The 21,379-nt window shown below is 71.7% G+C and carries 23 protein-coding genes; 16 read left to right on the forward strand and 7 right to left on the reverse strand.

The features are described 5' to 3' along the window. Window positions 1–37 precede the first annotated feature (37 nt). The gene (locus QMZ92_RS18055; RefSeq protein WP_138054981.1) at window positions 38–352 is read left to right on the forward strand and encodes a hypothetical protein; all 315 of its coding nucleotides are present in this window, start codon (window positions 38–40) and stop codon (window positions 350–352) included. Window positions 353–480: 128 nt separating this feature from the next. On the opposite strand, the gene QMZ92_RS18060 is transcribed toward QMZ92_RS18055, so the two are convergent. Both QMZ92_RS18060 and QMZ92_RS18065 read right to left on the reverse strand, forming a co-directional pair. After that, window positions 481–1,065 carry a nicotinamidase gene (locus tag QMZ92_RS18060; protein WP_283298409.1) on the reverse strand — a complete coding sequence of 195 codons (585 nt, stop codon included), beginning with the start codon at window positions 1,063–1,065 and terminating at the stop codon, window positions 481–483. Between the two features lie 148 nt (window positions 1,066–1,213). Then, window positions 1,214–2,545: a nicotinate phosphoribosyltransferase gene (locus QMZ92_RS18065; protein ID WP_283298410.1), complete on the reverse strand. Its 1,332-nt coding sequence runs from the start codon at window positions 2,543–2,545 to the stop codon at window positions 1,214–1,216. 92 nt (window positions 2,546–2,637) lie between these two features. Between QMZ92_RS18065 and clpS the strand changes: the two genes are divergently transcribed. The 3 genes from clpS (at window position 2,638) to QMZ92_RS18080 (ending at window position 5,563) form a co-directional block, all read left to right on the forward strand. Then, a complete protein-coding gene (gene clpS, locus QMZ92_RS18070; protein WP_026165308.1) occupies window positions 2,638–2,949 on the forward strand; it encodes an ATP-dependent Clp protease adapter ClpS in 312 nt (103 codons plus the stop codon). Continuing rightward, a complete protein-coding gene (locus tag QMZ92_RS18075) occupies window positions 2,949–3,545 on the forward strand; it encodes a DUF2017 domain-containing protein (protein WP_283298411.1) in 597 nt (198 codons plus the stop codon). Before clpS ends, QMZ92_RS18075 begins: the two co-directional genes overlap by 1 nt. Before the next feature lie 578 nt (window positions 3,546–4,123). Continuing rightward, entirely contained in the window at window positions 4,124–5,563 is a 1,440-nt protein-coding gene (locus QMZ92_RS18080; RefSeq protein WP_283298412.1) for an amino acid permease, read from the forward strand. A gap of 226 nt (window positions 5,564–5,789) precedes the next feature. On the opposite strand, the gene QMZ92_RS18085 is transcribed toward QMZ92_RS18080, so the two are convergent. Together QMZ92_RS18085 and QMZ92_RS18090 are read right to left on the reverse strand one after the other, a co-directional pair. After that, window positions 5,790–6,479, reverse strand: coding sequence for an LmeA family phospholipid-binding protein (locus QMZ92_RS18085; RefSeq protein WP_283298413.1), 690 nt, complete (start codon window positions 6,477–6,479; stop codon window positions 5,790–5,792). Further along, a complete protein-coding gene (locus QMZ92_RS18090) occupies window positions 6,476–8,905 on the reverse strand; it encodes an MMPL family transporter (RefSeq protein ID WP_283298414.1) in 2,430 nt (809 codons plus the stop codon). The genes QMZ92_RS18085 and QMZ92_RS18090 overlap by 4 nt, the downstream gene beginning before the upstream one ends. Window positions 8,906–9,053: 148 nt before the next feature. Here QMZ92_RS18090 and QMZ92_RS18095 point away from each other — a divergent pair, with 148 nt between their 5' ends. The 5 genes from QMZ92_RS18095 (at window position 9,054) to QMZ92_RS18115 (ending at window position 11,897) form a co-directional block, all read left to right on the forward strand. Further along, on the forward strand, window positions 9,054–9,842 hold the full coding sequence (locus tag QMZ92_RS18095) for a TetR/AcrR family transcriptional regulator (RefSeq protein WP_283298415.1): 789 nt from the start codon (window positions 9,054–9,056) through the stop codon (window positions 9,840–9,842). Between the two features lie 58 nt (window positions 9,843–9,900). Then, entirely contained in the window at window positions 9,901–10,323 is a 423-nt protein-coding gene (locus tag QMZ92_RS18100) for a M67 family metallopeptidase (protein WP_283298416.1), read from the forward strand. A gap of 87 nt (window positions 10,324–10,410) precedes the next feature. Next, window positions 10,411–10,536: a putative leader peptide gene (locus QMZ92_RS18105; protein ID WP_283298417.1), complete on the forward strand. Its 126-nt coding sequence runs from the start codon at window positions 10,411–10,413 to the stop codon at window positions 10,534–10,536. Window positions 10,537–10,642: 106 nt separating this feature from the next. Continuing rightward, the gene (locus QMZ92_RS18110; protein ID WP_018891608.1) at window positions 10,643–10,930 is read left to right on the forward strand and encodes a MoaD/ThiS family protein; all 288 of its coding nucleotides are present in this window, start codon (window positions 10,643–10,645) and stop codon (window positions 10,928–10,930) included. Between the two features lie 16 nt (window positions 10,931–10,946). Further along, on the forward strand, window positions 10,947–11,897 hold the full coding sequence (locus QMZ92_RS18115) for a PLP-dependent cysteine synthase family protein (protein ID WP_283298418.1): 951 nt from the start codon (window positions 10,947–10,949) through the stop codon (window positions 11,895–11,897). Between the two features lie 155 nt (window positions 11,898–12,052). Here QMZ92_RS18115 and QMZ92_RS18120 read toward each other — a convergent pair whose 3' ends face one another. Continuing rightward, window positions 12,053–12,559 (reverse strand): type II toxin-antitoxin system PemK/MazF family toxin, encoded by a 507-nt coding sequence (locus tag QMZ92_RS18120; protein ID WP_283298419.1) that lies wholly within the window; start codon window positions 12,557–12,559, stop codon window positions 12,053–12,055. A gap of 242 nt (window positions 12,560–12,801) precedes the next feature. On the opposite strand from QMZ92_RS18120, the gene QMZ92_RS18125 reads away from it, so the two are divergent. The 3 genes from QMZ92_RS18125 (at window position 12,802) to QMZ92_RS18135 (ending at window position 15,675) form a co-directional block, all read left to right on the forward strand. After that, window positions 12,802–13,554, forward strand: a complete 753-nt coding sequence (locus QMZ92_RS18125) for an MBL fold metallo-hydrolase (RefSeq protein WP_283298420.1) — start codon at window positions 12,802–12,804, stop codon at window positions 13,552–13,554. 125 nt (window positions 13,555–13,679) lie between these two features. Beyond that, window positions 13,680–15,254 carry an APC family permease gene (locus QMZ92_RS18130; protein WP_283298421.1) on the forward strand — a complete coding sequence of 525 codons (1,575 nt, stop codon included), beginning with the start codon at window positions 13,680–13,682 and terminating at the stop codon, window positions 15,252–15,254. 1 nt (window position 15,255) lies between these two features. Continuing rightward, the gene (locus QMZ92_RS18135; RefSeq protein ID WP_283298422.1) at window positions 15,256–15,675 is read left to right on the forward strand and encodes a universal stress protein; all 420 of its coding nucleotides are present in this window, start codon (window positions 15,256–15,258) and stop codon (window positions 15,673–15,675) included. 172 nt (window positions 15,676–15,847) lie between these two features. Here the strand turns inward: QMZ92_RS18135 and QMZ92_RS18140 are convergent, their stop codons facing one another. Then, on the reverse strand, window positions 15,848–17,122 hold the full coding sequence (locus QMZ92_RS18140) for a PTS transporter subunit EIIC (RefSeq protein ID WP_283298423.1): 1,275 nt from the start codon (window positions 17,120–17,122) through the stop codon (window positions 15,848–15,850). Window positions 17,123–17,366: 244 nt separating this feature from the next. Continuing rightward, window positions 17,367–18,662, reverse strand: a complete 1,296-nt coding sequence (locus tag QMZ92_RS18145; RefSeq protein WP_283298424.1) for a PTS transporter subunit EIIC — start codon at window positions 18,660–18,662, stop codon at window positions 17,367–17,369. 273 nt (window positions 18,663–18,935) lie between these two features. Here QMZ92_RS18145 and QMZ92_RS18150 point away from each other — a divergent pair, with 273 nt between their 5' ends. The 4 genes from QMZ92_RS18150 to rdgB all read left to right on the forward strand — a co-directional run bounded on the left by QMZ92_RS18150 (window position 18,936) and on the right by rdgB (window position 21,353). Continuing rightward, on the forward strand, window positions 18,936–19,169 hold the full coding sequence (locus tag QMZ92_RS18150) for a PTS sugar transporter subunit IIB (protein ID WP_123187908.1): 234 nt from the start codon (window positions 18,936–18,938) through the stop codon (window positions 19,167–19,169). A gap of 209 nt (window positions 19,170–19,378) precedes the next feature. Next, window positions 19,379–20,116, forward strand: a complete 738-nt coding sequence (gene rph / locus QMZ92_RS18155; protein WP_283298425.1) for a ribonuclease PH — start codon at window positions 19,379–19,381, stop codon at window positions 20,114–20,116. A gap of 183 nt (window positions 20,117–20,299) precedes the next feature. Then, entirely contained in the window at window positions 20,300–20,677 is a 378-nt protein-coding gene (locus QMZ92_RS18160) for a DUF8711 family protein (RefSeq protein ID WP_283298426.1), read from the forward strand. A 73-nt stretch (window positions 20,678–20,750) separates the two neighbouring features. Beyond that, a complete protein-coding gene (gene rdgB, locus QMZ92_RS18165) occupies window positions 20,751–21,353 on the forward strand; it encodes an RdgB/HAM1 family non-canonical purine NTP pyrophosphatase (protein WP_283298427.1) in 603 nt (200 codons plus the stop codon). The last annotated feature ends 26 nt before the right edge of the window (window positions 21,354–21,379 follow it).

Genomic DNA, 21,379 nt, shown 5'->3' on the forward strand with positions numbered 1-21,379 from the left:
TCTTATTGACAGTGAGCTCACGGGGGAGTGATGCGGTGTGCCCGGCGGAGGTTTCTGCAAGCTGCCAGGAGGCAGTGTCGTGGTCGCGATAGGTCTGCCCGACCCGGCAGGCGGCGGCCGTACGGTGCGTGTGCTGGTGCACGCGGCGAACCGTGCGCGCGCCCTGACGCGGCTGCGGAACCTGGGGCTGCGGGCGGTGTATCTGCGCGGTAACACGGAGCCGCCGACGCCGGACGAGATCACGGCGGTGCTGCACCATCCGGACGGACTGCTCTGGCGCACCCATGAGCCGCTCGCCCAGGAGCTCTGGCACCCCATCCGGGCCCTGCTGCACCCCGCGCGCGGCGCGTAGGGGCCTCCGCCGTGCCCGGAGCGGGCGGGAACGGGGGCCGCCGACCTCCTGTGCGCTTCCCCGCTCCGCGCACCGCGGCGGCGGCCGTCCCATCCCGGCACGCACCTCGGCGGCGGCCCGGACGCCCGTCAGACCACCGGCTTGCCGGAGAGCTCCACGCCCGCCTGCCGCATCTGCTCCAGGGCCCGGTCTGTCGTCTCCTCGGAGACGCCGGCCGTGAGGTCGAGTAGCACATGTGTGCGGAAACCCTCGCGTGCGGCGTCCAGCGAGGTGGCTCGCACGCAGTGGTCGGTGGCGATGCCCACGACGTCGACCTCGGTCACGTCGCGGGAGCGCAGCCACTCGGCCAGCGTCACGCCGTTCTCGTCGGCGCCCTCGAAGCCGCTGTACGCCGCCTCGTACGCGCCCTTGTCGAAGACCGCCTCGACGGCGCCGCAGGCGACCGCGGGCGCGAAGTTCGGGTGGAAGCCCACGCCCTCCGTCCCGGCGACGCAGTGCGCCGGCCAGGAGTCCACGTAGTCCGGCCGCTCGGAGAAATGGTCGCCGGGGTCGATGTGATGGTCGCGGGTCGCCACCACATGGCGGTAGCCGGCCTGGGACTGGCCGATGTAGTCGGTGATGGCGGCGGCGACGTCCGCGCCCCCGGACACCGCGAGGCTGCCCCCCTCGCAGAAGTCGTTCTGAACGTCGACGACGATCAATGCGCGGTGCATGGCGGGAGTCCTTCGGTGGGTGCGGCGGGTGGGGGGTCGGGCGGGCGGGGACGTTTCGAGGGTAGAGACTCCAACCGCCTTGCGGGAGAGGGCCTTTGCCTGCTAACGGGGCTGCCTTCGTCTCTCGGTCGTCTGGTGTCCATCCGGGTCACATGAGGTACTCCGTGGGGATCACCGGCTCACCGCGGGACAACTGCGTCGCGGAGATCGGCAGCGCCGCGCGCGCCGCGATGTGCCGTTCGCGGGCCGCGTCCAGAGGCTCACGGGCGACGACCTCACCGCCCTTGACCAACTGCGTCAGCAGCTGCCGGTCCGCGAGGGACTCCGGTACCGGGCCGGTGCCGAGCACCTCGGCCTCGGCGACGCCCTGCTCGTCCCGCCGGCGGGCGGCCCACTTGCACCCGCCCACGGACTGCTTCCCGCCCGTCGACTTCTTCGCCACCGGCACCAGCGGCGCGTCCGGGGCCACCGACCCGGCGCGCGCGACCAGCTTGTAGACCATGGAGCAGGTGGGGTGGCCGCTGCCGGTCACCAGCTGCGTGCCCACGCCGTAGGCGTCCACGGGTGCGGCGGCCAGTGACGCGATCGCGTACTCGTCCAGGTCGGACGTCACGACGATCTTCGTGTCGCGGGCGCCGAGGTCGTCGAGCTGCCGGCGCACCCGATGGGCGACCATCAGCAGGTCCCCGGAGTCGATGCGTACGGCCCCGAGGCCGGTGCCGGCGATCTCCACGGCCGTGCGGACGGCCTCGGTGACGTCGTACGTGTCGACGAGCAGGGTCGTGCCGCGCCCGAGCGAGTCGACCTGGGCCCGGAAGGCGTCCCGCTCGGTGTCATGCAGAAGGGTGAACGCGTGGGCGCTGGTACCCACCGTGGGGATGCCGTACCGGAAGCCCGCGGCGAGGTCCGAGGTGGCGTGGAAGCCCCCGACGTACGCCGCTCGCGCGGCGGCGACGGCGGCGAGCTCGTGGGTGCGCCGGGCACCCATCTCGATGAGCCGGCGGCCCGCGGCGGCCGCCGACATCCGGGAGGCGGCGGCCGCGATCGCCGAGTCGTGGTTGAGGACCGAAAGGATCACGGTCTCCAGCAGCACGCACTCCGCGAAGGAGCCCTCCACGCGCAGGACCGGCGAGCCGGGGAAGTAGACCTCGCCCTCCGGGTAGCCGTGGATGTCGCCGCCGAAGCGGTAGTCGGCCAGCCACCGGAGCGTCGGTTCGTCCACGATGCCGTGGTCCCGGAGGTAGCCGAGCACGCCCTCGTCGAAGCGGAAGTTCTCCACGGCGTCCAGGACGCGTCCGGTGCCGGCGACGACGCCGTAGCGGCGGCCCTCGGGCAGCCGGCGGGTGAAGACCTCGAAGACCGACCGGCGCTCCGCGGTGCCCGCCTTCAGGGCCGCCTGCAGCATCGTGAACTCGTACTGGTCGGTGAAGAGGGCGGTCGACGGCACGGAGACCGGCAGACCCAGATCCGCAGTGTTCATACGTGCGATGCTAGCGCAGATTTCGTCAAAGTGACGAGATGTCGCCGGATCGGCCGGGGGCGTTTGTGCGACCGGGCCCCCCGGGTGGCAGCATGGGTGGAGTGACTGTGCCCCTAGAGATCGAGCAGACCCAGTCGGCCGAGGAGACGTTCGCCGTACCCGAACCCGACGTTCCCTGGGTGACGATCGTCCACAACGATCCGGTCAATCTGATGAGCTACGTCACCTACGTTTTCCAGGCGTACTTCGGCTACTCCAAGGACAAGGCCCACAAGCTGATGCTCGACGTCCATCACAAGGGACGCGCCGTCGTCTCCAGCGGCACCCGCGAGGAAATGGAGCGCGACGTGCAGGCGATGCACGGCTACGGACTGTGGGCGACGCTCTCCCAGGAACGTCAGTGATGGCGGGTCAGTTCGAGTCGCTGCCCGGCGGTGGCGCGGCCGTCGCGCTCGACGAGGTCGAGATCTCCATCCTGCGCTCCCTCGCCGTCCAGCTCCTGGAGCTGATCGGCCCCGGCGAGGAGCCCGCCGAGGACGCGGACCCGCTCGCCGCGCTGTTCGCGGAGGGGCCGAGCGAGCCGCCGTCCGACCCCGCGCTCGCGCGGCTCTTCCCGGACGCGTACGCCAAACCCGAGACCGAACAGGGCGAGGACGAGGAACTCCGCGAGTTCTCGGCCGAGTTCCGCCGCTTCACGGAGAACGACCTGCGCGCCCGCAAGCGCGACGACGCCCTCGCCGTCGTGCGCAACCTCGACGCGCTCACCGTGACGGGCGAGGGTGGGGCCATCCTCAAACTCACCGCCGAGGACTCGATGCACTGGCTCGGGGCGCTCAACGACCTGCGGCTGACCATCGGCACCCGGCTCGAGGTCACCGACGACGACGAGAGCGGCGACCTGTACCGGCTGCCCGACTCCGACCCGCGCAAGCCCATGGTGATGGCGTACCTCTGGCTCGGGGCGCTCCAGGAGACGCTGGTCGAGACGCTGATGCCGTAGCCCGTAGCCCGTAGCCCGTAGCCCGTAGCCGTAGCCGTAGCCGTAGCCGTAGCCGTAGCCGTAGCCGTAGCCGTAGCCGCGCCCGCCCCGGGCGCGGCGCCCGGGGCGGGCGCGNCGCCCGCCCCGGGCGCGGCGCCCGGGGCGGGCGCGCCGGACGGCGGGCACCGCGGGAGCTCCGTGCGCCGCAGGCGCCGGATCGTCACGGCCCGCGGCGGACGTGCGCGACGGGACGCGGAATGCGTCACCGGCCGTGGCGGCGAGCCTCCTTCCGACGCTCGACGTTCGCTCAGCGGACGCTCAAATCCGGATAACGATCACATCACCCGGGCTCAGGAGTTTGCCGTATCAAGGGTGAATTGTCCGCCCCGCTCTGTGGCGTCCGCCACATCGGCGCGGATCGATCGGTGGTGCGCCCGTGATAGATCTTCAAGATCTTCCGGGGACGCCACCCATGTCCCCGGGAGCGCTTGCACCGGCAGACCGCCGGCGGCACTCCATCCGTATCCAGGGGGGATCAGGACCTGGTCCGCGGCCGAATCCAGTCGGCGCGGGCCGGCATGGAGAAAGGCGCACCAACCATGGCCTCGTTACAGGTCGACAAGCACGCCGGCGAGGCCGGGGGTACTCCGCAGGAGGGCTACGAGCGGGGGCTCGGCAGCCGACAGGTCCAGATGATCGCCATCGGCGGCGCCATCGGCGTGGGCCTCTTCATGGGCGCCGGGGCGAACATCGCCAAGGCCGGCCCCGGCATCATCCTGATGTACGCCCTCGCGGGCGTGGTCATCTTCTTCATCATGCGGGCGCTGGGCGAACTGCTGCTGTACCGGCCCGTCTCGGGTTCCTTCGCGGAGTACGCCCGCGAGTTCCTCGGGCCGTTCTTCGGGTTCGCCACCGGCTGGACGTACTGGCTCATGTGGGTCGTCACCGGTATGGCGGAACTCACCGCCGCCGCCATCTACGTGCACTTCTGGTTCCCGGAGATCCCGCAGTGGGTCAGTGCCCTGGTCTTCCTGGTGGTGCTCTTCGGCGTCAACCTGATCTCGGTGAAGATCTTCGGCGAGGTCGAGTTCTGGTTCTCGATGGTCAAGGTCACCGCGATCATCGGCATGATCGTGATCGGCCTCGGTGTGCTCACCCTCGGCTTCTCCGACGCCGGTGACACCGCCGCGGTCTCCAACCTCTGGGCGTACGACGGGATCTTCCCGAACGGCATCGGCTCCAGCCTGATGACCCTGCAGGGTGTGATGTTCGCCTACCTCGCCGTCGAGCTGGTCGGCGTCACCGCCGGCGAGTCCGAGAACCCCGAGAAGACGCTCCCCAAGGCCATCAACACGCTGCCCTGGCGCATCATCATCTTCTACGTCGGCGCCCTCGTGGTGATCCTCTCCGTCGTGAAGTGGACCGAGTTCTCCGCCGGCGAGAGCCCGTTCGTCCACGCCTTCGACAAGATCGGCATCCCGCTCGCCGCCGGCATCGTCAACTTCGTGGTGCTGACCGCCGCGCTGTCCTCGTGCAACTCCGGCATGTACTCCACCGGTCGCATGCTGCGCGACCTGGCGTCCAACGGCGAGGCCCCGCAGGCCTTCGGCCGTCTGAACGCCCGCAAGACCCCGGCCGTGGGCATCGCCGTCTCGGTCGCGCTCATGGGCACCGGCGTCGTCCTCAACTACGTCGTCCCGGAGAAGGCGTTCGGCTACGTCGTCTCGGTGGCCACCACCGCCGGTGTCTGGACGTGGATGATGATCCTCGTCAGCCACATCCGCTACCGCCGCGCGGTCGAGGCCGGCCGCCTCCCCGCCTCGTCGTTCCCGGCCCCCGGCGGCGCCAGGTTCAGCCGGGTCGCCCTGGTCTTCCTCGTCGTCGTGACCGGCATGATCGCCTACGACGAGGACTCCAGGGTCTCCCTGCTCGTGGGAGCGGTCTGGGGCATCGGTCTGGCCGTCGGCTGGGCGGTCCTCAAGAAGCGCGACCCGCAGCCGACCGAGCGCACCGCCGCTTACGCGGACACCGCGAAGTAGCGGCACGCTCCCTCCGCACCGGTCGTCGGGCCGTGCCGGGCGCCCTCAGCCCGGTACGGCCCGGTGCCGTTCGCGGACGCCGACGAGCGGCGCGGGCGGCACGACCGGCCCCGTGGGAGCACGGCTGCCGACGGCCGGCCGCCGCGGGGCGGCGATCCGCGCCTGTCCCCTGCCGGCCTGCCCCGCCCCCTGTCCTCCGCCGAAGGGTCTCCACCCGCCCCGGGGTTCACGTGAGCCGGACGTCGTGCCCCCGCGCGTGCAGCGTCACCCCGGCCTCGCCGACCGACACCCGTGTCGGCGCGAGGCCCGCTGGCAGCTCCGGTACGACGAGCTCCCTGCCGGCGAAGGCCGCCGAGATCCGGGGGCCGGCCGGGTCGACCGGCCGGCCCGCGAACGACGCGGCGACGGGCACGACGGTGATCGTGCGCCCGGTCAGTCGCGGCTCGGCCACCACGGTCAACGGAAGGCCCAGGACCTCGCGGTCCACACGCAGCCGGCCGTCCCCGTCAGCCGAGAGCGTGGCGCCCGCCCCGAGACCCGCCCCCAGGGAATCGAACGGCGCGGTGAAGCGGGCGTCCGCGGACGCGGCCGTGTACCCGTCACCCGTCTCGGTGACCTCGCGCAGTTCCACCGACGCCCGGACCGCCCTGCCCTCCTTGGTCACCGCGTCCGCCCGTACGGCCACCTCCGGAAAGGATCCCCGCGCCGCGCTCAGCAGAAAGGGGAAACCTCCGATGCTGACCCGCGGAGCGCCGACCAGAGCCCCCTGCCGTGCGGCGATCCGCTCCGCGAGTCGCTTCTCGGCCACGGTCGCGCAGACGCGGTCGGCGGCCGGCAGCGCCACGAGCAGCACGGCCGTCACGAGCGCGGTCCACGGCAGAAGCCGCCGCCGGCCGTCCGCCCGGCGCCGCGTCATGACGCGCTCCGGGTGTCCACGAGGGGTGTGCCGCCGGCCGGGGCGGAGGGCGGCGCCACGGTGTCGGCGTGGCCGTCGTCCTCGATCGCCAGCCGCGGCAGCAGCCGGTCCAGGGCGCCGGGCAGCCACCAGTTCGCCCGGCCGAGCAGGACCATCGTGGACGGCACGAGCACGCCGCGCACCACGGTGGCGTCGAGCGCGACCGCCGTGGCCAGGCCGATGCCGAACATCTTCACGACGGGGTCGTCGGACAGCAGATAGCCGAGGAAGACGCTGACCATGATGAGCGCCGCGGAGGTGATGATCCGGCCGGTGCCGGACAGCCCGGAGATCACCGCGCTCCGGTTGTCCCCGTCGCGCAGATAGGCGGCGCGCACGGCACTCAGCAGGAAGACCTCGTAGTCCATCGCCAGTCCGAACAGTACGGCGAACATCAGCAGCGGGACGTAGCCCGGGATCGGCACCGGACCTTCGAGCCCGACCGGCGTCGCGCCCCACCCCCACTGGAAGACCGCGGTGAGCACGCCGTAGGCCGCGGCGACCGAGACCAGGTTCATCAGCGCGGCCTTCACCGCGACCACCGGGGAGCGGAAGGCCACGAGCAGGAGCAGCGCGGCGACGGCGAGCACGAAGCCGACGACCAGCGGCATCCGCGCGGTCAGCCGTTCGTTCAGATCGGCCTGGGCGGCCGTCGCCCCGCCCACATGGGTCACCAGCCCGGTGCCCCCGGTGGCACCGGGCAAGGTCTCGTCGCGGAGCCGGTGCACCAGAGCGACCGTGTCCGGGTCCGCCGGCGCGGTGGTGGGTGTGACCTGCCAGCGCACCCGAGCGCCGCTCGCGTCCAGTTGCGCGGGTCCGACGGACGCGACACCGCCGGTCGCGCGCAGGGCGGCTGACACGGCCGTGATCCGGGCGTCGTCGGGGCCGGAGGCGGGCGAGGGCAGTGAAGAGACGACCTGGAGCGGCCCGTTGGCGCCGGGACCGAAGGCATCGGCCAGCCGGTCGTACGCGGTACGGCTCGCCGTGCCGACGGCCTTGTCACCCGCGTCCAGCTGACCGAACGTCAACTGCCCGGCCGGGGCCGCGAGTACGCCGGTCAGGACCAGCGCGCCCAGCAGGCAGCGCCACGGCCGGGACGCGACGAAGGCGGCGATCCGGCCCCAGCCGGCCGGAGCGCCCCCGACGCCGGGGTGCGCCTCCGCCGGCCGCGAGCGGGCCGCCGCGGCTTCGGGGCGCTCCCCGTCGGGCCCGGCCGCGGGGGCTTCGGGGCGTTTCACGCCGGTCCCGCCGCCCGCTGAACGCTCCTCGCGTGCGTCCCGCCGCTCGGTTGCGTCCCCTGACGTCCGTACGTCTCCGTCCTCCCGTGCGTTCCGCTGCTCCCGCGCCCGGAACCCGTCCCGTGCCTTCCGTCCGTGCCGCGCCCGGGGGGTGAGACGAGGCCCGAGCAGAGACAGCACGGCGGGCAGCAGGGTGAGTGTCGCCGCCATGGCGACCAGCACGGCGATGCCCGGCGCGAGCGCCAGCGCGTGCAGCAGGGGAAGTCCGCCCAGCGCGAGCCCGGCGAGCGCGGCGACGACCGCACTGCCCGCGAACACGACCGCCTTGCCGGAGCCGGCCGTGGTGCGTGCCGCCGCGTCCTCGACGCCCACCCCGGCCGCGAGCAGTTCACGGAACCGGGTCAGACAGAAGAGCGTGTAGTCGATGCCGACACCGAGGCCGATCATCGCCGCGATGGTCGTCCCGGAGGACGGCATGTCCATCAGGTGGCCGGCCAGACCGATCAGACAGAGGGACGCGCCCAGCCCGACCGCTCCCGTCAGCAGCGGGACCCCGGCCGCGACCAGGCTCCCGAACCCCAGCGCGAGGACGACGAACGCGGCCGCGAGGCCGATGATCTCGCTGTGCCCGGTGGAGCCCCTGTCGGCGGCCGCCGCGAGGTCGCCGCCGGCCGTCACCTCGATCCCCGCGCGCGCCGCGGGCGCGGCGGCGTCCGTGACGGCGCGGGTGGTTTCCGGGGTGATGTCCCGGCCACCGACGTCGAGTTCGACCGTCAGTCGGCCCGTGCGGCCGTCGGCGGCGAGACCGCCGGCGGCCGGTTCGTACGGGGTGGTCACGGCCACGACGTGGTCCACGCCCTCGATGGCCCGCGCCGCCTCCTCGACGGCTCTGCGCTGCCCGGAGGAGGTGAGCGGCGCGACGTCGGCCGGTGCGTACAGGACCACGGGCTGCCGGCCCGAGGCCGCGTCGGCGAAGGCCCCGGCCGTGTCGCGCGCCGCCTGGCTGTCGCTGCCCGGGATGGTCACGGCCTCACTGGTGACCTTTCCGAAGGTGCCGACTGCGGCGGCCAGGGCGATGAGCAGCAGCAGCCAGGCGGCCACGGTCCGTTTCGGTCTGCGGGCGCACCAGCGCCCGGTGGCCAGGAGCATCAGGAAGCCGTCCCTCTCGTGCGGCGGGCCGGCGGGGCCCTCTCGTGCGGCGGCCCGGGATGGGCTCGGAGTTATTGCACTCGGTGTGCAAGCGGCACGGTTGCATCGCGAGTGCAACAATGTCAACGCAGGGATGGGAGGAACCGAGGTGAACCAGTCGGAGCGGCGGGCGCCGGATCGCGCCGGGGCAGGCGGAGACGCACACCCCGGGGGCGGCGGCGGACCGGTGCGGGACGGTCGCACCGAGCGCGGTCGCCGGACCCGGGAGAAGATCGCCGACGCGATGCTCTCGCTGCTCGACGACGGGGAGACGCAGTTCCCCGCGGACCGGGTGGCCGAGCGGGCCGGAGTGTCACGGCGCCTGGTGTTCCACCACTTCGCCGACATGGGTCAGCTCCAGGACGCCGCCATCGCCCGGCGGCTCGACCAGCTGGCCGCGCGGATCGGCCCCCTGCCGGCCGAGGGGCCGAGGGAGGTGAGGGCGGCCGCGCTCGTCGAGCAGCGCGCACGGATCCTGGAGTGGATCACGCCGGCACGGCTGACGATGATGCGGCTGGAGAACCCGTCCGAGCGGGTCGGGTTCGCCACCCGCCAGGTGCTCGACTTCGCCCGCAGCCGGCTGGCCGAGGTCTTCGCCGAGGAACTGGACCGGCTGCCCGAGGAACCCCGGGCCGACCTGCTCAACGGGCTTGACGCGGTGACCACATGGGGTGCCTGGTACCACTGGCGCAGCAGCGGGCTCGCCCCGGATGCCGCCCGCCGCACGATGGAGGCCACGGTGCACGCGCTGCTCGCCGTGACCGACCGGACGCCCGCGCCGGACCGGGCCGGCCCGCCGGGCGCCGCTACCGACCGCGCGCCCGCACCCGGCCCGGCGGCTCACGACGTACCGTCCTCGCCCCCGGCCGAGGTCCCGCCCCCGCCTTCTGCCCCCTGATCTCACTCACTGGTCCCCGGATCTCAGATCCGAGAACCGTCCGCCTATTCTCGTCCTCATGCTGACCATCACCCAGGCCCTCTACGACCGGATCGTCGCCCACGCCCGCGAGGACCACCCCGACGAGGCGTGCGGCGTGGTCGCGGGACCCGTCGGCGAAGGGCGGCCCGAGCGCTTCGTCCCCATGCTCAACGCCGCCCGTTCGCCCACGTTCTACGAGTTCGACTCGTCGGACCTGCTGAAGCTCTATCGGGAGATGGACGACCGGGACGAGGAGCCGGTGATCATCTACCACTCCCACACGGCGACCGAGGCGTACCCGTCCCGGACGGACATCTCGTACGCCAACGAGCCCGGCGCCCACTACGTGCTCGTCTCCACGGCGGACACCGACGACGCCGGCCCGTTCCAGTTCCGCTCCTTCCGGATCCTCGACGGCGAGGTCGCCGAGGAGGAGATCCGGGTCGTCGACGCGTACTGAGGGCGAGATTCCATCAGGCGAACAGATCAGGTCCATGATGCGAGATCACATGCCGGGGGCCGGATCGGGAATCGTTACGATGACCGCATGGTTCCCCACGACGTGAGTGAGAAGACGCCGGGCACGCCGCTGCTCGTGGCGCGACTGCACGTCGACCTGTGCCGCCTGGCCAGCGCCATCTGTACGCGCTGCGCGGACAGCCGTACGGCCTGAGCCCACGGCCCACGAACGCAGCAGCCCGCACCAGCCCCTGCGCGGGGGCCCAGCCGCGCGCCCTTACGCAACGCCCCTTACGCCACTCCCGACAGGAGCCCATGCCATGGCCATCGAGGTCCGCATCCCGACCATCCTCCGCACCTACACCGACGGCGCCAAGGCCGTCGAGGGCAGCGGGGACACGCTCGCCGAGCTGTTCGCCGACCTCGAGACCCGGCACCCCGGAATCCAGGCCCGGATCGTCGACGAGGCGAACGGCGAGCAGCTGCGCCGATTCGTGAACGTCTACCTGAACGACGAGGACGTCCGCTTCCTCGACGGCATCTCCACCAAGCTGTCCGACGGCGACAACGTGACGATCCTGCCGGCCGTCGCCGGCGGTATGGCCTGATCGGCCGGACCACCCCATGCGCTACGACTCCCCGCTCGCCGCGGTCGGCAACACCCCGCTCGTCCGGCTGCCCCGGCTGTCCCCGTCCGAGGACGTCCGCATCTGGGCCAAGCTGGAGGACCGCAACCCGACCGGCTCGGTCAAGGACCGTCCCGCGCTCCACATGATCGAGCAGGCCGAGAAGGACGGCCGTCTCACGCCCGGCTGCACGATTCTGGAGCCGACCAGTGGGAACACCGGCATCTCGCTGGCGATGGCGGCCAGGCTCAAGGGCTACCGGATCGTCTGCGTCATGCCGGAGAACACGAGCGAGGAGCGCCGGCAGCTCCTCGCGATGTGGGGCGCCGAGATCATCTCGTCGCCCGCGGCGGGCGGCTCCAACACGGCCGTGCGCGTGGCCAAGGAGCTCGCCGCCCAGAATCCGTCGTGGGTGATGCTCTACCAGTACGGAAACCCGGACAACGCGGGTGCCCACTACGCCACCACCGGCCCGGAGATCCTCGCCGACCTCCCCTCGATCACCCACTTCGTCGCGGGCCTCGGCACGACCGGCACCCTCATGGGCGTCGGCCGCTTCCTGCGCGAGCACAAGCCCGATGTGAAGATCGTCGCCGCGGAGCCCCGGTACGACGACCTCGTCTACGGCCTGCGCAACCTCGACGAGGGTTTCGTCCCCGAGCTGTACGACGCGTCCGTCCTCACGACCCGCTTCTCGGTCGGCTCGGTCGACGCCGTCACCCGCACCCGTGAGCTCCTCCAGCAGGAGGGCATCTTCGCGGGGGTCTCCACCGGGGCGGCGCTGCACGCGGCGATCGGTGTGGGCAGGAAGGCGCAGAAGGCGGGGGAGTCCGCGGACATCGTCTTCATCGTGGCCGACGGCGGCTGGAAGTACCTCTCCACCGGCGTCTACACGGCGCCGTCGACGGAGGCGGCGGTCGAAACCCTCCAGGGCCAGCTCTGGGCCTGACGCCGTGCCCCCGGGCATGCCTCCCCGTGCCGTCGGGCACCTGCCCGGGTGCGCGGAGGGCCCGGTCGCACGCCTGGACGCCGCGGGGTGCCGGCGCCCGCCCGTGGCCGGGCGCCGGCCCGGACACACGGAGGCGTTCAGGTGCCCGGACGGCGTCACAGGTGGCGCAGCTGGTCCCACAGCAGCGGGTCCACCACACCCACCCGCCGGCGGAAGTCCCGTACGCAAACCTCGCGCAGTTCGTCGGTCTCCAGGAAGCTCGGGCGCCCGTGCGTGTCGCCTACCGTGCCCGGCGGTAGCGGGATCACGCCCGGACGTTCGTCGTGATAGCGACTGGTGATCTTGGCGACGCGTGCCGCGCCGCCGTGCACGGCGAGGACCAGGCAGGGCCGGTCCTTGGAGCCGGGCCCGTCCTCGAACGGGACGTCCGCCCACCAGATCTCGCCCGGCTGCGGCCGCCGCTCCGGCCCCGGACGCACGGCACCCTCCGCCGGCCTGCCGGGCCGTCCGCCCGGGGCGCGGCCCCGCGGCCTCGTCGGCGCCCTGCCCGGCGGTCCTCCGCCGGGCTTCCCCGCGCGACCGCCCGGCCTCACCCGCGTCACGGCCGCCAGCAGCGCGACCGCCACCACCGCGCCCAGCGCGAGCCACCATGACGTGTCCATACCTCAGACGGTACCGGCGCGCATCCCGGGACGCGCGCGCCGCGCGCCCGCCGTCACGCGTCGTCCTATCCGGTGACAGGGCAGGTGAGTTCCCCCACAACGGGTACCTGCGAAGGAGCGCCCGACCCCTTCGCGCCTTACGCTCGACGCACCGCACGACCTCCCCTGCGCACGCCTCGGCACCCCGCCACCCGCCCACGTTCCCCGTCCACCGGACGACCGTCCACGGAGGTTCAAGCTCCATGAAGCTCACCGTCGTCGGCTGCTCGGGGTCGTTCCCGTCCGCGGAATCGGCCTGCTCGAGCTACCTCGTAGAGGCCGACGGCTTCCGGCTGCTCCTCGACATGGGCAACGGCGCCCTCGGTGAGCTGCAGCGCCACATCGGTCTCTACGACCTCGACGCCGTCTTCCTGAGCCATCTGCACGCGGACCACTGCATCGACATGTGCGCGTACTTCGTGGCCCGCTACTACCGCCACGACGGCGGCCGCTGCGACGCCATCCCGGTGTACGCGCCGGAGGGCGCGGAGCAGCGGCTCACCACGGCGTACGCCGACACCCCCTCCGACAAGTCGATGAGCGAGGTCTTCGACTTCCACACCCTCAAGCCGGGCGCCTTCGAGATCGGGCCGTTCTCCGTGCGCACCGAGAAGGTCGCGCACCCCGTCGACACCTTCGCCATCCGGATCGAGCACGGCGGCCGCTCCCTGACGTACTCCGGCGACACGGGTGTCTGCGACCCCCTGGCCGACCTCGCCGACGGCACGGACCTCTTCCTCTGCGAGGCGGCCTTCACCCACGGCAAGGAGGACATCCCGGACCTCCACCTCAACGGCCGCGAGGCGGGCGCCCACGCCGCCCGCGCGGGGGTCGGGCGCCTCGTGCTCACCCACATCCCGCCGTGGACGGACGCCGAGCGCAACCTCGCGGACGCGCGGGACGTCTTCCGGGGCCCCGTGGAACTGGCGGCCCCGGGCGCGGTCTACGAGCTGTGAGGCGGTCGGGCCGCGGGGCGCTTCCGTCCTGCCGCCCGAGGCGGAGATCCACTCCGCAGGCCAGGAGCGACGTCTCCCGTTAAACTCGCACAGAAGCGACACATCGTCCTGATCTGCGAGGAAACATGGCCGATGACGTCAAGGACACCCTCCCTCCACCGCCCAGCTCGCACAGCCGGGAAGGGCCCGGAGAGCTGAAGCACAACGCGATCGGCTTCCTCGACGCGCTCGTCATCGGCGTCAACTCGACCTCGCCCGCGTACTCGCTGGCCGCGGTCATCGGCGCGGTGGTGGCTCTCGTCGGCGTCTACGCGCCCGGCGTCGTGCTCGCCTCCTTCGTGCCGATGCTGCTGATCGCATCGGCCTTCTTCTACCTCAACCGGGTCGACCAGGACTGCGGCACGACCTTCTCCTGGGTCACCCGCGCCATGGGGCCCTGGGCCGGCTGGTTCGGCGGCTGGGCGATCATGATGACCGGCGTGCTCGTCGTCGGTTCGCTCGCCGACGTGGCCGTCGGCTTCGGGCTGCTCACCGTGGGACTTGACAGCTGGGCCGCCAACGACCTCGTACGCCAGCTGCTCGCCGTGCTGCTCATCCTCGTCATGACCGCCATCTGCGTCGTCGGCACCGAGGCCTCGGCACACGTCCAGAACGTGCTCATCCTCGCCCAGGTCGCGTCGCTCCTCGCGTTCGCCGTCGTGGCCGTCTACCGCGTGTACGCGGGCACCAGCTCGCTCGGCGCCGTCGAGCCGCAGATCACCTGGCTGAATCCCCTCGGGGCGGGCGGCGCGGCACTCACCGCCGGTCTGCTGCTCGGCGTCTTCATGTACTGGGGCTGGGAGTCGGCGGTCAACCTCACCGAGGAGGTCAAGAACTCCGCCAGCGCCCCCGGGCGGGCCGGCATCTGGTCGACGGTCGTCCTGCTGGGCACGTACCTCTCGGTCACCATCGCGGTCGTCGCCTTCGCCGGACCCGCCTACCTCGCCGAGAACGCCGCCGAGGAGGAGTTCGTCTTCGCCTCCCTCGCCCGGCAGGTCCTGGGCGGCTGGGACTGGCTCGTCCTGCTGGCCGTCTCCACGTCCGCGCTCGCCTCGACCCAGACGACGATCATCCCGGCATCCCGGACGGGGCTCTCCATGGCCAGGCGCGGCGCGCTGCCCGCCGCCCTCGCCCGGATCCACCCCCGCTTCCGCACGCCCCACGTCAGCACCTGGGCCGTCGCGGTCGTCGCCGTCGTCTGGTACCTCGTCGTCAGCCAGATCAGCGAGAACGCCCTGCTCGACTCGCTCACGGCCCTCTCGCTGCTCATCGCGTTCTACTACGCCCTCACCGGCATCGCCTGCGCCGTCTACTACCGCCGCCATCTCACCGAGAGCGTGCGCAACTTCCTGCTCATCGGCCTCGGACCGGTGGTCGGCGCCGTGCTGCTGCTGTGGTTGCTGGTGGAGTCCGTCATCGACATGTCCAACCCGGCCAACTCCTACAGCGGGGTCTCGTGGTTCGGGGTCGGCCCGCCGCTCGTCATCGGCATCTTCATCGTCGTGGTGGGACTGTTGATCATGGTTGGCCGCCGGCTGACGAGCGACCGCTTCTGGCACGAGCGCCCGAGCGTCTGCGACCCCGACCTCGCACGCGGCACCACCGGCACAGGCACTGGTACCGGCAGTGGCGGCGGCGGGAACGGATCCGGAGGGCCGTGAGATGGCCGTCGTCCTCGGATACGACGAGTCGCCCGGCTCCGTGCGCGCGCTGCGGGTGGCCGTCGAGGTGGCCGCCGCCTTCCGCGAGCCGCTCGTCCTGGTCTTCGGCGCCGCGCCCCCGGGCACGCTCGGCGAGGAGTACCGGAGCCATCTGGAGGCCATACGCCAGTCCGGCAGGACCGCCCTCGCCCACGCCGTCGCCGTCGCCGACGACGCGGGCGTACCCACGGCGGTCGAGATCCTCGACGAGGGGCCGGCCGAGGCGCTGCTCGACGCCGCCGACCGTCACGACGCCCGCGTCATCGTCGTCGGCAGCTACGGCGAGAGCCCACTGCGCGGCGCCCTCCTGGGCTCGACCCCGCACAAGCTGCTGCACATCTCGCGGGTCCCGGTGCTGTGCGTACCGGCCGCGGAGGCCTGAGCGGGCGGACGAGCGCACGGACCGGGGTTGGGGAAACGGCCGGTGGGCCGGCGCGGAGCGGGCCCGGGGCGCACCGGCGTGCCCCCACGCTCCGGAGGGGAGTGCGGGGGCCCGCGTGCGTGCCGGCCGCGACCGCCATGTGGACCGGCTGGCCACCTGGCGGTCCCGACTGCTACTTGGCCTCGGCCTTCTCGAGTTCGGCCAGTTCCTCGTCGGACTCGCGGCCCGGCGTCGGGAGGTTGAACCTGGTGATCGCGAAGCGGAAGACCACGTAGTAGACGACCGCGAAGCACAGACCGATCGGGATGATCAGCCATGGGCTCGTCGCCTTGTTCCAGCCCAGGCCCAGGTCGATCAGGCCGGCGGAGAAAGTGAAGCCCGCATGGACGCCGAAGACCCAGGTCACCGCCATCGAGATGGCGGTGAGGGCCGCGTGGATCACGTAGAGCAGCGGCGCGATGAACATGAACGAGAACTCGATCGGCTCGGTCACGCCGGTGACGAACGACGTCAGGGCGAGCGACAGCATCATGCCGGTGACGGCCTTGCGGCGCTCCGGGCGGGCTGAGTGCGCGATGGCCAGGGCGGCGGCCGGGAGACCGAACATCATGATCGGGAAGAAGCCCGTCATGAACAGACCGGCCTCGGGGTCACCGGCGAAGAAGCGGTGCAGGTCGCCGTGGACGACCTCGCCAGCGGCGTTCGTGAAGTCGCCGATCTGGAACCAGGCAACGGTGTTCACGAACTGATGCATGCCGATCGGAATCAGTGCGCGGTTGATCAGGCCGAACAGTCCGGCGCCGCCGGCGCCCAGCCCCGTCATCCACTGGCCGAAGTCGGAGATGACGTTGCCGACCGGCTCCCAGACGAGGCCGAAGAAGACACCGACGACCACTCCGACGAAGGCCATGATGATCGGCACGAGCCGGCGGCCGTTGAAGAAGCCGAGCCAGTCCACCAGCCTCGTGCGGTGGAAGCGCTGCCACAGGACCGCGGACAGCAGGCCCATGACGATGCCGCCGAGGACGCCGGGGTTGTTGTACGTCGCGGCGACGTCGACGCCCTTGTTGGCGGTGGTGTTGACCACTGCCTCGGTCACCGGGAACGCGGTGAGGACGTTCTTGTAGACGAGGAAGCCGACGAGGGCCGCGAGTGCGGTGGACCCGTCCGACTTCTTCGCGAAACCGATCGCGACGCCTATGCAGAACAGCAGGGGCAGATTGGCGAAGACGGCGTCGCCGGCGGTCGCGAACACCGAGGCGACCTTGTCCCAGCCGAGGCCGTCCTTGCCGAAGACATCGGGCTGGCCGAAACGCAGCAGGATGCCCGCCGCGGGCAGCACGGCGATGGGCAGCTGCAGGCTGCGGCCCACCTTCTGCAAGCCCTGGAACAGGCCGGAGCCCCATTTCTTGGCGGGCGGCGCCGTGTCGACGGTGGCCGTGGTCACAACTTCCTCCAGTGGGCAGGGCGCCGCCCGGCACCGGGGGAAGAGGGGGGACGGCGGCGACTCGGGTAACGCGATGGTATGGACCGCATGGTCTACACCAGTCAGAGGTGTAGACCAGTTGTAGCACGTGAGGGAAAGATAAGGAACCTGCGATTCCCGGGTGCCCGGTCATTCGCCCGGAGCCCTCGCAACTGCCCCTGTCGGCGCCCGTGGGTGCCGCTCGCGGTCACGCGCGGGCTTCCCGCTACTTGGTGACCTCGCGCTCCATCTCGTCACCGATCTCGTCCGGCTCGCGGCCCGGCGTCCTGATGTCGAACTTGGTGATCGCGAAACGGAAGATCGCGTAGTACACCGCCGCGAAGCCCAGGCCGACCGGGACGATCAGCCACGGTTTCGTCGCCAGGCCCCAGTTGATCACGTAGTCGATGAAGCCCGCCGAGAAGGAGAAGCCGTCCTTGGCGCCCAGCGCCCAGGTGACGGCCATCGAGACGCCCGTGAGCACCGCGTGGATCGCGTACAGCACCGGTGCGACGAACATGAACGAGTACTCCAGCGGCTCCGTGATGCCCGTGACGAACGACGTCAGCGCCGCCGACGTCATCAGCCCGCCCACCTCGGCCCGCCGGTGCGGCTTCGCGCAGTGCGTGATCGCCAGTGCCGCCGCCGGCAGGGCGAACATCATGATCGGAAAGAAGCCCGTGGTGAACAGGCCCGCGTTCGGGTCCCCGTTCAGGAACATGTTGATGTCGCCGTGCACCACCGTGCCGTCGGGCTTGGTGTACGAGCCGAACTGGAACCACAGCGGTACGTTCAGGAACTGGTGCAGCCCCACCACCAGCAGTGCGCGGTTCGCCACGCCGAAGATGCCGGCGCCCCACGAGCCCAGGTCCTGCAGCCAGTTGCTGAAGCTCTCCAGTGCTCCGCCGACCGGCGGCCAGACCCACAGGCACAGTGCCGCGAACGCGATCGCGACGAACGACATGATGATCGGCACGAGCCGGCGCCCGTTGAAGAAGCCGAGCCAGTCCACCAGCCTGGTGCGGTGGTAGCGCTGCCAGATGTACGCGGTCATCAGGCCCATCACGATCCCGCCGAAGACGCCCGGGTTCTGATATGTGAAGGCCGTGACCGAACCGTCCACGGCCCGGCAGCCGGTGGCCGCCGGGGTCGCGGGGTCGATGCACTCCTCGGGGAACTCCCGGATCACGCCGTAGTACACGAGGAAACCCGCCACCGCGGCCAGCGCCGTCGAGCCGTCCGCCTTCTTCGCCATGCCGATGGCGACACCCACACAGAAGAGCATCGGCAGTCCCAGGCCCGAGTCCAGCAGCGCGCCGCCGGCCCCGTCCATCACCTTGGCGAGGTTCGTCCAGCCGAGGCCCTGGTCGCCGAAGACGTCCGGCTGGCCGAGGCGGTTGAGGATGCCGGCCGCGGGCAGCACGGCGATGGGGAGCTGCAGGCTGCGCCCCATCTTCTGGAGCCCCTGGAACGACCTGTGCCGCCACGTCCGCCGCGGTACGGCCGCGCTCTCGGTGCTCATCGGCGTCCTCCCGGAAGTCGCCTGGTTTGGCAGGTGTTGCAGACTGGTGTAGACCAGTTCTCGTACGGCCCCGGTCTGGCCCCGGTTTTCCCCGTGGTCCGATCGAGGTCCGTGGCGGAAGCGGGTCGCCGGTGATCGTCATCATTCGATAGGTGACGGTCAATCGCCCATGAAGATGGGCCAACCGTGCATTACCGTGACGAAACGGACCGATGGTGGGCCGAGGCAGCGCTGAGCGCCCCGAACGGGCCTCTCGAACGCAGGGAGAAGGACATGGCCAGCAAGGCTGAGAAGATCGTCGCCGGGCTCGGCGGCATCGACAACATCGAAGAGGTCGAGGGCTGCATCACCCGCCTCCGCACCGAGGTCGTGGACCCGGGCAAGGTCGACGAGGCCGCGCTGAAGGCCGCCGGCGCCCACGGCGTCGTCAAGATGGGCACCGCCATCCAGGTCGTCATCGGCACCGACGCCGACCCCATCGCCGCGGACATCGAAGACATGATGTGACCCCCGCGCGAGCCGCCTCCCCGCTCACCCGCGCGAGACCGCACCGCTGACGGCGCGCCACGGTCCACTCCGTCTCCACGCCGACGACTCCGTCTCCACACCGGTCCGACCCGGTCCGCCCCCGGTCCGACCCCGGCGAAGTCTCACCCGTGAGGGGCTCGTTCCCCACCGGAACGAGCCCCTCACGCGCGTACGGATAGGCTCACCACATGTCTCGTATCGACGGCCGCACCCCCGAACAGCTCCGCCCCGTCACCATCGAACGCGGATGGAGCAAGCACGCTGAGGGCTCCGTCCTCATCGCCTTCGGCGACACCAAGGTCTTCTGCACGGCCTCCGTCACCGAAGGCGTCCCCCGCTGGCGCAAGGGCAGCGGCGAAGGCTGGGTCACAGCCGAGTACTCCATGCTGCCGCGCTCCACCAACACCCGCGGCGACCGCGAGTCCGTCCGCGGCAAGATCGGCGGCCGCACCCACGAGATCTCCCGCCTCATCGGCCGCTCCCTGCGCGCCGTCATCGACTACAAGGCCCTCGGCGAGAACACCGTCGTCCTCGACTGCGACGTCCTCCAGGCCGACGGCGGCACCCGCACCGCCGCCATCACCGGCGCCTACGTCGCCCTCGCCGACGCCGTCTCCTGGGCCCAGGCGAACAAGCTCGTCAAAGCCGGGCGCAAGCCCCTCACCGGAACCGTCGCCGCCGTCTCCGTCGGCATCGTCGACGGCACGCCCCTGCTGGACCTCTGCTACGAGGAGGACGTCCGCGCCGAGACCGACATGAACGTCGTCTGCACCGGCGACGGCCGCTTCGTCGAGGTCCAGGGCACCGCCGAGGCCGAGCCGTTCGACCGCAAGGAGCTCAACGCGCTCCTCGACCTCGCCACCGGCGGCTGCGCCGACCTCGCCGCACTCCAGACCGCTGCCCTCGCCACCGCGATCGGCGAGTGAACACGGCTCCGCGTGAGCGACCCGCGCCCCCGGGCCGGTGACCCGAGCCGAGGCCGGTCCCCAGGCGGGGTCGCCCTCCGAAAGTAAAGAAGCAACCAAGAACGCCACTGCCGGCGTCACAGCAGGTACGGGCGTACGGGCCGAACCGTACGCCCGTCCGAGAACCAGGGGAGGGACTGCACCATGCGCAGCCGCCGTATCGCACTCGCCGTCGTCACCGCCGTCGCGCTCACCGGAGTCGTCGGCTGCGGTGCCGTCGACAAGGCCCTCGACTGCGTGAAGACCGCCGACGCCATAGCCACCAGCGTCGACGGGCTCTCCCAGGCCGTCTCCACCGCCTCCGAGGACCCGACACAGCTGACCGAGGCCCTCAACGACATCGACAGGGAACTCGGCAACCTCAAGGACACCACCGACAACGCCGACCTCTCCAAGGCCGTCGACGACCTCTCCAAGGGAGTCGAGAACGTCCGCACGTCCGTGGAGAACGGCGACGCCACCCCGGACATCAAGCCGGTCACCGACGCCGCCACCGAACTCGGCAAGGTCTGCACCTCCTGAACCCCGGCCCGCCGGGCGCCGTGAACCCCACCCGCGGCGCCCGCGGCCCCACCGCCGCGGAGATACTGGGCGCATGACCCGCCTGATCCTCGCCACCCGCAACCCCGGAAAGATCACCGAGCTCCGCGCGATCCTCGCCGACGCCGGCCTCAGCCACGAACTCGTCGGCGCCGACGCCTACCCCGACCTCCCCGACGTCAAGGAAACCGGCGTCACCTTCGCCGAGAACGCCCTGCTCAAGGCGCACGCCCTGGCCCAGGCCACCGGCCTCCCCGCCGTCGCCGACGACTCCGGCCTCTGCGTCGACGTCCTCGGCGGCGCCCCGGGCATCTTCTCCGCCCGCTGGTCCGGCACCCACGGCGACGACACGGCCAACCTCGAACTGCTGCTCGCGCAGCTCTCCGACATCACCGAGGAGCACCGCGCCGCCCACTTCGCCTGCGCGGCCGCCCTCGCCCTCCCCGACGGCACGGAACGCGTGGTCGAGGGCCGCCTGCGCGGCACCCTGCGCCACGTCCCGTCCGGCACGAACGGCTTCGGCTACGACCCGATCCTCCAGCCGGACGGTGAGACGCGGACCTGCGCGCAGCTGAGCCCGGAGGAGAAGAACGCGATCAGCCACCGGGGGAAGGCGTTCCGGGCGCTGGTCCCGGTGGTGCGGGAGATGCTGGGCTGAGGTGTACACAGAGAAGGCTCGGCTCG

The organism is Streptomyces sp. HNM0645, assembly GCF_030056615.1.
GTDB classification, from domain to species: Bacteria; Actinomycetota; Actinomycetes; order Streptomycetales; family Streptomycetaceae; genus Streptomyces; species Streptomyces marianii.